The sequence below is a fragment of the Corallococcus sp. M7 genome (genome assembly GCF_054512695.1).
In genome coordinates, this window is the sequence record NZ_CM137252.1 from 3,416,196 (window position 1) to 3,429,493 (window position 13,298).

Genomic DNA, 13,298 nt, shown 5'->3' on the forward strand with positions numbered 1-13,298 from the left:
GGGCCGCTCAGTCCGAGCGCCCCGGCAGTTTCCCCTTCAGCTTATTGAACAAGCGTTGCGCCAGGGGAACAGAAGTCTCCGGGGTGGCAGTCTTTGTCTGCGTGACGGGCTGCGTCCTGACGGGGGGCGTGGGAGCCGCCGCCACGGGCCCGAGCTGCGAGGCCACCTGCTCCAGCGTGTTGAGCAGGAGCGTGCGCGGGTGCAGCTCCTGGTTCAGCTCCTTCTTGACGCGCATCACGACCTGGAACGACAGGAGCGAGTGCCCGCCGATGTTGAAGAAGTTGTCGTGCACGCCCACCTGCGCGATGCCGAGCACCTCCCGCCAGATGCGCGCCAGGTGCTGCTCCGTCGGCGTGCGCGGCGCGACGAAGGCGTCCTCGGTGGGACGCGCGGTGCCCGCCGGAGGCGGCAGGGCCTTGCGGTCCACCTTGCCGTTCGGCGTGAGCGGCAGCGACTCCAGCTCCACGAAGTGCTGCGGCACCATGTACTGCGGCAACTGGGAACGCAGGTGCTTGCGCAGCTCCGTGTCCGTGTAGGCCTGTCCCGGCTTCGTCACCAGGTACGCGACGAGGCGGCGGTCACCGGGGCGATCCTCGCGGACGAGGGCCACGGCCTGGGCCAGGGACGGATGCGAAGCGAGCGCCGCCTCGACTTCACCCAGCTCGATGCGGAAGCCGCGCAGCTTCACCTGCGAGTCATTGCGGCCCAGGTACTCGACGGTGCCGTCGGCCAGCCAGCGGGCCAGGTCCCCCGTGCGGTACATGCGCTCGCCCGCGCGGAAGGGGTTGGGCAGGAAGCGCTCCTGCGTCAACTCCGGGCGGTGGAGGTAGCCCAGCGTCACGCCGTCGCCGCCGATGTACAGCTCGCCCGCGACGCCCACCGGCACGGGGGCCAGGTGCGCATCGAGGAGATAGAGCTGGGTGTTGGCGATGGGGCGGCCGATGCGGATGGAGGAGAGGGGCGGCTGCACGCGCCAGGTGGTGGACCAGACGGTGGTCTCCGTGGGGCCGTACATGTTCCACAGGCTGCCGACGCGGGCGAGCAGCGCCTCGGCCAGCTCACGCGGAAGGGCTTCGCCACCGACGAGGGCCTTGAAGCCAGGGCGCGACTGCCAGCCGGCCTCCAGCAGCAGGCGCCAGGTGGAAGGCGTGGCCTGCATGACGGTGATGGCGTTGGACTCCAGCGCGGCCTTGAGCAGCGCACCATCGGAAGCGGTGTCACGCGAGGCGAGCACCACCTGCGCACCAGTGGTGAGCGGCAGCAGCAGCTCCAGCACCGCGATGTCGAAGGAGAGCGTGGTGACGGCCAGCAGCACGTCCTGGGCGGAGAGGCTGGGGGCCTCCTGCATGGTGCCCAGGAAGTTCACCACCGCGCGGTGCGGGACGCGCACGCCCTTGGGCTTGCCCGTCGAACCCGAGGTGTAGATGACGTACGCCACGGCCTCGGGCGTGACGCCAGGAACCTCGGGGGCCGTGTCCGCCTGCGACGTGGTGTCCTCGACGAGGAGGGCCTTCGCCGTGGTGGAGGGCAGGGTGCTCTGGATCGCGCGCTGGGTGAGCACGAGCGAGAGCTTCGCGTCCTCGACCATGAAGGCCAGACGCTCGGGCGGGAAGCCGGGGTCGAGCGGGACGTAGCCAGCGCCCGCTTCGAGGATGCCCAGGAGGCCCACCACCATGTCCGGACCGCGCTCGGTGAAGAGGCCGACGAGGCTCCCGGCGGTGACGCCTTCCTGCTTCAGCGCGTTCGCCACCTGGTGGGCGCGCTGGATCAGCTGCTGGTACGTGAGCGTCACCGCGCCGGAGCGCAGCGCCACCGCGTCGGGCGTGGCCTGGGCCTGCGCGGCCACGAGCGTGTGGACGAAGGCGCCGCGGTCGAACGGCTTCTCGGTGGCGTTCCAGTCCACCAGCACGCGCTGCTTCTCCGTTTCGGGAAGCAGCGGCATGCGGGACACCGGCACCTCCGCGTCGGACACCGCGGCGCGCAGCAGCGTGCGGATCTGCTCGAGCATGCGGACGACGGTGTCCCGCTCGAACAGGTCGGTGTTGTAGTCCATGCCGCCGACGATGCCGTTCGCCGTCTCCTTCACCCAGAAGCTCAGGTCCAGCGGCGTCGCGTGCGCGTGCACGTGCACCTGGCCATAGGTGAGATCCCCCAGGCTGGAGCCGCGGTTGCGCACGTCCTGGAAGGTGAAGAACGTCTGGAACAGCGGCGTGCGGCTCAGGTCGCGCTGCACGCCCAGTTGCTGCATCAGCAGCTCGATGGGCATGTCCTGGTGGCCGAAGGCCTCCATGCACGTGGTGCGCACGCGCTCCAGCAACTGGCGGAACGTCTGCTCCGGCGCCAGCTGCGTGCGCAGCACGAGCGTGTTGACGAAGAAGCCCAGCAGGTCCTCGACCTCCGGATGCGAGCGGCCCCGGATGGGCGTGCCCACGACCAGGTCCTCCTGGCCGCTGTAGCGGTGCAGCAGCGTCTTGAACGCCGTGAGCAGCACCATGTACAGCGTCGCGTTGGACTCCCGGCCCAGCTTCGTGAGGGCGTCCACCTCCGCGCCGGTGAGGACGAAGGGCTCCGTGCCGCCCTTGAGGCTCATCTGCGCGGGGCGCGGCTTGTCCGTGGGCAGCTCCAGCGCAGGCAGGTTCCCGGAGAGCTTCCCCTTCCAGTAGCGCGCCTGCCGCTCCAGCTCCTCGCCCTGGAGCCAGTTGCGGTGCCACTCGGTGAAGTCCGCGTACTGGATGGGCAGGGTGGGGAGCTTGGGCTCCTGACCCTTGGTGAGCGCGGAGTAGATGATGTCCAACTCGCGCAGGAACACGTCGAACGACCACCCATCCCAGATGAGGTGATGGGGCATGAAGAAGAGGACGTGCTCGTTGGCGCCCAGCCGGAACAGCGTCAGCCGGAACAGCGGCGCGGCGGTGATGGGGATGGACTCGTCCGCCAGCGCCTGGAGGCGGCGCAGCAGGTCCTCTTCGCGCGTGTTCGCGGGGACGGACTCCAGGTCCACCGGTTCCAGCTCCACCGTCAGGGACGGGGCCACGTGCTGCACCGGCGTGCCCTCGTCCCACCGCACGAAGGTGCGCAGGGACGACTGGCGCTCCAGCAGCTTGTTGAAGCTGAATCGCAGCGCACCCACGTCCAGCGCGCCGTGGAGGCGGAACGCGGAGGGCAGGTTGTAGACAGCCGTGCCCGGGTTGAGCTGCTCCAGGAACCACAGCCGCTGCTGCATGAGGGACAGCGGCGCGGGCGCGGTGCCAGCGCGGGCGGAAATGCGCTGCGCGGGGCTCGCCGCCCCGTCGTCGCCGCGCACCAGCCGGGCCAGCTTCTCCACGGTGGGCGCCTCGAACATGCGGCGCAGCGTGAGGCTGACGTCCAGGTCCCGGCTCGCGCGCGTGAGGGCCTGCGATGCCAGCAGTGAGTGGCCGCCCAGACGGAAGAAGTCCGCCGTGACGCTCACCCGGCGCAGCCCCAGAACGTCCGCGAAGATGGCCGCGAGCTTCTGCTCCGTCTCGTCGCGAGGAGCGACGTAGGCGTCCTCCTGCGACTCCACTTGCGGCGAAGGCAGGGCCTTGCGGTCCACCTTGCCGTTCGGCGTGAGCGGCAGCGCGGGCAGGGCCACGAAGTGCTGCGGAACCATGTACTCCGGCAGCCCCTGCTTGAGGTGCGCGCGCAGGGCTTCATCCGCCGGAATCGCCTGACCGGGCCGCGCGATGAGATACGCGACAAGGCGGCGGTCACCGGGGCGGTCCTCGCGGACGAGGGCCACGGCCTGGGCGAGGGACGGATGCGAGGCCAGCGCCGCCTCGACTTCACCCAGCTCGATGCGGAAGCCGCGCAGCTTCACTTGCGAGTCATTGCGGCCCAGGTACTCGACGGTGCCGTCGGCCAGCCAGCGGGCCAGGTCCCCCGTGCGGTACATGCGCTCGCCGGCACGGAAGGGGTTGGGCAGGAAGCGCTCCTGCGTCAACTCCGGGCGGTGGAGGTAGCCCAGCGTCACGCCGTCGCCGCCGATGTACAGCTCGCCCGCGACGCCCACCGGCACGGGGGCCAGGTGCGCATCGAGGAGATAGAGCTGGGTGTTGGCGATGGGGCGGCCGATGCGGATGGAGGAGAGGGGCGGCTGCACGCGCCACGTAGTGGACCAGACGGTGGTCTCCGTGGGTCCGTACATGTTCCACAGGCTGCCGACGCGGGCGAGGAGCGCTTCGGCCAGCTCGCGAGGAAGGGCCTCGCCACCAACAAGGGCCTTGAAGCCGGGGCGCGGCTGCCAGCCGGCCTCCAGCAGCAGGCGCCAGGTGGAAGGCGTGGCCTGCATGACGGTGACGGCGTTGGAGTCCAGCGCGGCCTTGAGCAGCGCACCGTCGGAGGCGGTGTCGCGCGAGGCGAGCACCACCTGGGCACCGGTGGTGAGGGGCAGCAGCAGCTCCAGCACGGCGATGTCGAAGGAGAGCGTGGTGACGGCCAGCAGCACGTCCTGGGCACAGAGGCTGGGGGCCTCCTGCATGGTGCCCAGGAAGTTCACCACCGCGCGGTGCGGGACGCGCACGCCCTTGGGCTTGCCCGTCGAACCCGACGTGTAGATGACGTACGCCACGGCTTCGGGCGTGACGTCCTGCGCAGGGAGCGCGGACTCGGGCTGCGAAGCCGTGTCCTCGATGAGCAGGGGCTTCACGCTCGTGGACGGCAGGGACGCCACCAGCGACTGCTGCGTGAGGATGGTGGAGAGCTTCGCGTCCTCGACCATGAAGGCCAGACGCTCGGGCGGGAAGCCGGGGTCGAGCGGGACGTAGCCAGCACCCGCTTCGAGGATGCCCAGCAGGCCCACCACCATGTCCGCGCCGCGATTCGTGAAGAGGCCGACGAGGCTTCCCGCCGCGACGCCCTCCTGCTTCAGCGCGTTCGCCACCTGGTGGGCGCGCTGGATGAGTTGCTGGTACGTGAGCGTCACGTCCCCCGCGCGCAAAGCCACCGCGTCGGGCGTGGCCTGTGCTTGAGCGGCCACGAGCGTGTGGACGAAGGCGCCGCGGTCGAACGGCTTCTCCGTGGCGTTCCAGTCCACCAGCACGCGCTGCTTCTCAGCTGCGGGCAAGAGCGGCAGGCGCGACACGGGCGCTTCCGCGTCGGCGACCACGCCCCGCAGCAATTCTTCGTAACATGACATCCAGCGGCGAACCGTGGAGCCATCGAAGAGGTCGGTGTTGTACTGGCACTCCAGCACCACGCGGCCATGGGCCTCGGCCGCGTTGATGAAGAGGTCGAAGTTCTCGTAGTGGCGCGGGTTGCTCCCCAGGGTGCAGGTGAGGCCCTGGAACTCCAACTGCTCGCCCGTGACGGCCTGGTCCACGTTGAACAGCACGTTGACCAGCGGCAGGCGGCTCGGGTCACGAGGCAGCGCCAGCTGCTTGAGCAGCGTGCCGAACGTGTACTCCTGGTGCTCGTAGGCATCGAGCATCGTGGTGCGCAGCTGCTTGAGCACCTGCGTGAAGGGCGCCTCCGCGGCGACGTTGCTGCGCAGGGGCAGCGAGTTCACGCAGTGGCCCACCAGGTCCTTCAGCCCGGCCACGGACTGGCCCGCGGCGGGGATGGCCACCACCACGTCCTCCAGCCCCGTCAGCCGGTGCAGCAGCGCCTTGAAGCCCGCCAGCAGCGTGGTGAAGAAGCTGCCGCCGTGCTTCGCGCCCACGCGCTTGAGCTGCTCCACGAGCGCGGGCTCCAGGACGTAGTCCTCACGCCGGGAGCTGTACGTCTTGGACGGCGGACGGCGCCGGTCCAGCGGCAGCTCCAGCACCGGCAGCGAGCCGGAGAACTGCTTCAGCCAGTAGCGCTCGTGCTCGGCGTACTCCGGCGTCGTGGCCAGCTGGGCCTGCGCGCGGGCGTAGTCGCTGAACGTGGGCGCGGGCGACAGCGTGTGCGGGGTGCGCCGCACGTGCGCCGAATAGAACGTCGCCAGGTCCCGCAGCATCACCGCCATGGACCAGCCGTCACACACGATGTGGTGCGCGGTCAGCGTCAGCAGGTGCTCCTCCGCGGACAGCCGCGCCAGGCGCGGACGCAAGAGCGGCCCGGCCTCCAGGGGCAGCGGCGTCTCCACCTCCTGGGCCACGAGCTCGCGGACGCGGGCGTCGCGCTCGGAGGGCGGCAGCGCGTCCAGCGCGAGGACCTCCAGCGGGAAGGGCGTGGAGGCGGCCACGCACAGCGTGAGGCCATCCGCGCTGAACGTGGTGCGCAGCGCTTCGTGCCGCTCGCTCAGGTCCTGGAGCGCGGCGCGCAGGCACTCGACGTTGAGCGGGCCGTGCAGCCGCACGGACATGGACTCGTTGAAGGCGCACGACGCGTCCGGGCCCATCTGCACGCCGGTCCACACCTCGCGCTGGGGCTCGGTGGACGGCGCGGTGAGCAGCAGCGCGGGCCCGGCGAACGGATCGAAGTCGTCGGGCAGGTCCTGAATCGGGGTCGCGGGGGTCTTCATCGGGTCTCGCTCAGCTTGACGAACTTGCCGGGCACCGTGGGGTGCGGGACGAACCAGGCGGGGTTGCCCTGCGGATCACGCCCCAGGCGGGCGCCGGGGACGGGCGGCTGGTTGGAATCAAAGGCGGCGGGGGCCTGCGGCTGGGGACGGGCCGTGCCGGGCAGGAAGCCCGCGTCCTGCAGCTCCGTGACGCTGTCCTGGAACGCGGTGATGAGGCGCTGCACGTCCGCGTCCGAGTGCGCCGTGGTGAAGAAGCAGGGGAAGCCATCCCAGATGTGGATGCCCTTGTCGCGCAGCAGGCAGAACAGCAGGTCCGCGTTGGCGACGTCCGACGTGACGAACGTCTTCCACAGCGACCCGAAGTGCTTGATGCGCAGCGGGGCGCCCACCTCGTCGAAGAACGCGTTGAGCGTGCTGGCGAGCTTGTCCGCCTTGGCGCTCACGCTGCGCTGGAGCTCCGGGCCCGCGGCCTTCATGTGCTCCAGCGCGGCCTTCGCGGCGACGAGCGCCAGCGGGTGGCGCACGAAGGTGCCCGCGAAGTACGTCACGCCCACCGTGGGCACGGAGTCGTCGCCGAACTGCCAGTGGCCGCCGTCCAGCGCGTCCATGAACGGGCGCTTGCCCGCGATGACGCCAATGGGCATGCCGCCGCCCACGACCTTGCCGTAGGTGGCCACGTCCGCCTGCACGCCGAAGATGGCCTGGGCGCCGCCCGGGTGCATGCGGAAGCCGGTGATGACCTCGTCGAAGATGTAGACGGAGCCGGACTTCTGGGTGAGGTCGCGCAGCTGGTGCAGGAACTCGCGCGGCTGGAAGTCCGGGCGGCGGCTCTGCACGGGCTCCACCATGATGGCGGCCAGCGAGTCCGCGCGGGCGCGCAGGATTTCGAGCGACTCCGGCGTGCCGTAGTCCAGCACCAGCACGTCCTGCACCGCGCCCGCCATGATGCCCGGGGCGGCCGGCACGGTGCGCAGGCTCTTGGTGCCGCGCACCAGCACCTCGTCGAAGATGCCGTGGTAGCTGCCGGTGAAGATGGCGATGGTGCTGCGGCCGGTGACGGTGCGGGCGATGCGCATCGCGCCCATCACCGCCTCGGAGCCGGTGTTGCAGAGCGCCGCGCGGTCCGCGCCGGTGAACTCACAGACGAGCTTCGCGACCTCGCCGGCCAGCGGGTGCATGGGCCCCAGCTCGTAGCCGTCGTTCACCTGCTGGTGCACGGCCTGGGTGATGAAGTCCGGCGCGTGGCCGAACATCACGGAGCCGAAGCCGTTGAGCGCGTCCAGGTACTCGTTGCCGTCCACGTCCCAGAGCTTGGAGCCCTTGGAGCGGTTCACGGTCAGCGGGTAGATGAGCTCCTTGAGCAGCGGGCGGAAGCCCGTCACCACGCGCGGATCCGACAGCTGGGCGCGGTTCTCCTGGGCGTAGCGCTTGGAGCCCTGCGTCTTCGTGTTGTAGCGGCGGGTGAAGTCCTCCAGGAACGTCTGCTGGCGGAGCGTGAGCGTGTCCTTCGGAGCCAGGCTGATGCGCGCGATGGCGCCGAAGGCCTTCTTCACGTCGTACTTCACCGGGCCCTTGAGGTCGGCCTCCTCCGGCGCGGCGGCCGGAGCAGGAGCGGCGGCCTGCGGCTGCGCGGCGGGAGCCTGCTCCGCCTGGGCCTGCACGGGCTGCGGCTGCGCGGTGGGCGCCGGGGCGAAGGCCTGCGGGGCCACGGCCTGCGCGGGCTGGCCGGACAACAGCGCGAGCTGCTGGGTCATCAGCCACAGCTGCTGCGCGACGACCGCCTGGAGGCTGCCGGCGGGTGCGGCCATCGCCTGGGCCTGGAACGCGGCACCGGCGGCGGCGAACTGCGCAGGCGCGCCCTGGGCGGGGAAGGCACCGACGGCAGGCGCGGCCTGCGCGGGGAACGCGGCGCCCGCGGACGGGGCGACCTGCGGCTGTCCGAGGATGTTCGCGGTGAGCTGCGCGGCCGGCGCGGCGGCCACCGGGGCAGGCGCGGCCTCCGCCGGCATGCGGCCGTCGAGGAACGCGGCGAGCTGTCCCAGCGACGGGACCTCTTCCAGGAGCTGCCGGAACGTCACCTTCACGCCGAACTGCTTCTGCACCGCGAGCGCCGCCTGCGTGAGCACCAGCGAGTCGAGCCCCAGCTCCAGGAAGCTCGCGCCCGGATCCGCGTCGGCCAGCTCCAGGCCGCTCAGCTCCTCGAAGAGGTTGCGCAGGGTGGGGACGAGACGCTCGGCACGGGGAACGGGGGCGGGACTCACGGAGGCTCCGGTGAAGAGGGTGGGGGCGGGCACGGGCGCCCGCTCAAGGTCGATCCAGTGGCGCTGCCGCTGGAAGGGATACGTGGGAAGGGTGACGCGCTGGCGCTGTTCGTCGGCGTGGAAGGCCCGCCAGTCCAGGGCCACGCCCCGGCGCCAGAGCTGGCCCGCGGCGGTCAAGAGGGCGGTCCAGTCCGCGGCATCCCCGGTGGACTCGCCCAGGGAGGCGAACACCCGCGAGCGCTGGTCGGCCGTGGCCTGCTGCCGCGCCAGCGTGGCGAGCGTCACGCGCGGCCCCACCTCCAACAGCAGGTGGTCGCCCTTGTCCCAGAGCGTGCGCAGCGCGGGAGAGAAGCGGACCGTGTCGCGCAGGTGCCGCGCCCAGTACTCAGGGGACGTCGCCTCGGAGGCCTTCAGCCACGTGCCCGTCGCGGTGGAGACGATGGGGATGCGCGGCTCGGACAGGCGCACGCCCTTCAGCGTCTCCAGGAAGGGCGCCACCGCGGCGTCCATCATCGGCGAGTGGAACGCGTGCGACGTCTGGAGCATCCGGCACGCGGTGCCCTCCGCCTCCAGCGCGGCCTGGAGCCGCTGCACGGCCTCCGTGGGCCCGGACACCACGCACAGGCGCGGTCCGTTGTCCGAAGCGATGGCCAGCCCGTCCGTCAGCCGGGGCGTCACCGCCTCCGCGGACAGGCGCACCGACAGCATGCTGCCCGGCGCCTGGGCCTGCATCAGTTGGCCGCGCTTCGCCACCAGGTGCAGCGCGTCCTCCAGAGTGAAGACACCCGCGAGGCACGCGGCGACGAACTCGCCCACGCTGTGGCCCACGAGCGCGCCCGGCCGCACACCCCAGCTCCACCAGAGCTGCGCGAGCGCGTACTCCACCGTGAACAGCGCCGCCTGCGCGAACGACGTCTGGCGCAGCGCCTCCGCGGCCTCGGGAGACTCCGGGTCCTTGGGGAAGAGCACCTCGCGCAGGTCGCGCCCGAGCAGCGGCTTGAGCACCTCCGCGCACGCATCCACCGTGGCGCGGAAGGCCGGCGCGTGGCGGTACAGCCCGTGCGCCATGTCCGGGTGCTGCGAGCCCTGTCCCGGGAAGAGGAACGCGACCGGCGGCGTGGACTCCAGCCCGGAGGCCTCCGGCTCGGCGGCCGTCAGCGCCCGAATCGCTTCCTCATGCGTGCCCGCCACCACGGCGCGGCGGAACGGGAACGCCTTGCGCCCCGTGGCCAGCGTGTGCGCCACGTCCGCGAGTGAATCCTCCGGATGCGCCTGGAGGTGCGCGGCCAGCCGCAGCGCCGCCTGCGTCACGGCCGCGGGCGTCTTCGCCGACAGCGTGAGGAGCTGTCGCGGCTTCGACGGACCGGAGGCCGGACGCTCCGGAGCCTCCTCCACCACGACGTGCGCGTTGGTGCCGCCCACGCCGAACGAGCTCACCCCCGCGCGCAGGGGGCCCGTGCCCTCCGGCCACGCGGAGCGCTTCGCCTGCACGAAGAAGGGGCTGCGCGGGAAGTCGATCTTGGGGTTGGGCGTCTGGAAGTGCAGCGTCGGCGGCAGCTCGCGGTGCTTCAGCGAGAGCACCGTCTTCAACAGGCCCGCCACGCCCGCCGCGGCGGTGAGGTGGCCGAAGTTGCTCTTCACCGAGCCGATGGCGCAGAAGCCCGTGTCGGACGTGTGCGCGCGGAACGCCTGCGACAGCGCCTCGACCTCGATGGGGTCGCCCAGCGGCGTCGCCGTGCCGTGCGCCTCCACGTAGCGGATGGTGCGAGGGTCGATGCCCGCGTTCGCGTGCGCCGTCGCGATGGCGGTGGCCTGGCCCTCCACGCCCGGCGCCGCGAAGCTCACCTTGGCCGCGCCGTCGTTGTTGATGCCCACGCCGCGCAGGACGGCGTGGATGACGTCACCGTCCGCCTGCGCGTCCGACAGGCGCTTGAGCACCACCGCGCCCAGGCCGTCGCTGAAGAGGGTGCCGGTGGCCTGCGCGTCGAAGGGGCGGCAGTGCCCGTCCTGGGAGAGCATGCCGCCCTCCTGGTACAGGTGGCCGGACTTCTGCGGCACCGTCACGGACGCGCCGCCCGCGAGCGCCACGTCGCACTGGTGCGTCTGGAGCGCCCAGAAGGCCTGCGCCACCGCGACCAGCGACGTGGAGCACGCGGTGTTGAGCGACAGCGCGGGGCCGCGCAGGTCCAGCTTGTGCGCGACGCGGGTGGCCACGTAGTCCTTCTCGTTGGCCACCATCGCCTGGAAGGCGCCCACCCGGCCCACGATGTCCTGCCGGGGCAGCACGTGCAGCGGCTGGTAGCTGTTGTTGTGCGTGCCCGCGAAGACACCGATGAGGCCGGGGTAGGTCTCCGGCACGCAGCCGGCGGACTCCAGCGCCTCCCACGCCGTCTCCAGGAACAGGCGCTGCTGCGGATCCATCACCTGCGCCTCCTTCGGCGTGATGCCGAAGAAGGCCGCGTCGAACAGCTCCACGCCGTCCAGGATGCCGCGCGCCCGCACGTACTCGGGGGCGTCGCGCTCGACGGCGGGCACGGACGGGTCCACCTCCTCGCGCGTGAAGGTGGCGACGGACTCCACGCCGCCCACCAGGTTCTTCCAGAACGTCTCGAGGTCGGGCGCGCCCGGGAAGCGGCCCGCCATGCCGATGATGGCCACCGGCTCCGCGCCGCCCCCCGCCTGCCGCCGCTTCGACTGCCGCGACTCCACCTGCTGACGCAGCGACGGCTTCGACGCATCCCCCGTCAGCACGGCTGCCAGTTGCGCCACCGTGGGGGACTGGAACAGCTGGACGATGGGGATCTCCAGCCCGTGCGCCTGCCGCAGCCGCGCCACGCACTGGAGCGCGAGCAGCGAGTTGCCACCCAGCTCGAAGAAGCTGTCGTGCACGCCCACCCGGTCGATGCGCAACAGCTGCGCCCACGCGTCCGCGAGCGTGCGCTCCAGCGGCGAGCGCGGCGCGACGAACGCCTGCTGCAGCTCCGGCCGCGTGGGCAGCGGGGCGGGCAGGCCGCGGCGGTCAATCTTCCCGCTGGGCGTGCGCGGCAGCGCGTCCATCACCACGAACGCGGAGGGCACCATGTAGTCCGGCACCCGCGTGGACAGGTGGCGCCGCAGCGCTCCGGCCGCGTGCTCCAGCGTTCCGTCCGGGACGATGTATGCGACCAGCCGCTTGTCGCCGGGCACGTCCTCGCGCGCCACCACCGCCACCTGCTTCACCGCCGGGTGGCTGCCCAGCGCGACCTCAATCTCGCCCAGCTCGATGCGGTAGCCGCGCACCTTCACCTGGCCGTCGATGCGGCCCAGGAACTCCACGTTGCCGTCCGGCAGCACGCGCGCCAGGTCGCCCGTCTTGTACGCGCGCTCGCTGGTGCCGGGCTTGAGCGGGTGCGGCACGAAGCGCTCCGCCGTCAGCGCCTCGCGGTGCAGGTAGCCCTTCGCCAGGCACACGCCCGCGAGGAACAGCTCGCCGGACTCGCCCTGCGGCACGGGCTTCTTCTGCTCGTCCAGCACCAGCAGCTCGCAGCCGTCCACCGCCTTGCCAATGGGCGGCAGCGCGGGCCACGTGTCGGGCGAGCCCCGGAGCACGTAGCTGGAGACGACGTGTGTCTCCGACGGGCCGTAGTGGTTGTGCAGCGCGCAGCCCGGCAGCGCGGAGAAGAACGCGCGCAGGTGGTGCGTCACCTGGAGCTGCTCGCCCGCGGTGACGACCTCGCGCAGGGCGGGCGGCACCTTCTGGTGCGAGGTGGCGATCTCCGCCAGGTTCTGCAGCGCGATGAAGGGCAGGAACAGCCGCTCCACGCGCTCGTCCGCCAGCAACTGCAACAGCAGCACGGCGTCCAGCCGCAGCGCGTTCCGCACCAGCACCAGCGTCCCGCCGGAGCACCAGGTGCCGAACAGCTCCTGGAACGACACGTCGAAGGACAGCGGGGAGAACTGCAGCGTGCGCGTGCCCGGCCCCGCGATGGACTGCCCCAGCTGCCACGCGATGAGGTTGGCGAGCGGCCGGTGTCCCATGGCCACGCCCTTGGGCGTGCCCGTGGAGCCGGACGTGTAGATGGCGTAGGCCAGCCCCTCCAGGCTGGAGGCGTCCACCGGGGAGGCCAGAGCCTCCGGAGCGAAGAGGGCAGGGGACTCGTCCAGGCACAGCACCGGGCCCGCGAAGGCAGGCAGGCCGGCGCGCAGCTTCGCCTGGGTGAGCAGCACCGGCGCCTTCGCGTCCTCCAGCATGAAAGCCAGACGTGGCGCGGGATAGGCCGGGTCCAATGGCAGATACGCGCCGCCAGCCTTGAGCACGGCCAGCACCGCCACCACCATCTCCACCGAGCGCTCCAGGCACACGCCCACGAGCACATCCGTGGTGACGCCCAGGCCGCGCAGATGGTGGGCCAGCTGGTTGGAGCGGCGGTCCAGCGCCGCGTACGTCAGCCCCACTCCCTCGAACCGGACCGCCTCGGTGTCAGGCGTCCGGGACGCTTGCGCGGTGAAACGCGCCACCACTGTCTGCATGAGCGCTGCGTCCACGGACTTTTCCCCCCGGGCCATCCGACCGTCAGGTTCCGAGCGTTTGATAT

Annotated in this window: 2 protein-coding genes; both read right to left on the minus strand. The window is 71.6% G+C overall.

Features of this window, described 5'->3' with window-relative positions; translation table 11 throughout:
* Nucleotides 1–7: 7 nt before the first annotated feature.
* Complete coding sequence (locus ACX114_RS13920) at nucleotides 8–6,463, minus strand: amino acid adenylation domain-containing protein (protein WP_459298341.1); 6,456 nt, start codon at nucleotides 6,461–6,463, stop codon at nucleotides 8–10.
* Entirely contained in the window at nucleotides 6,460–13,248 is a 6,789-nt protein-coding gene (locus tag ACX114_RS13925) for an amino acid adenylation domain-containing protein (RefSeq protein ID WP_459298343.1), read from the minus strand. Before ACX114_RS13925 ends, ACX114_RS13920 begins: the two co-directional genes overlap by 4 nt.
* Between the last annotated feature and the right edge of the window lie 50 nt (nucleotides 13,249–13,298).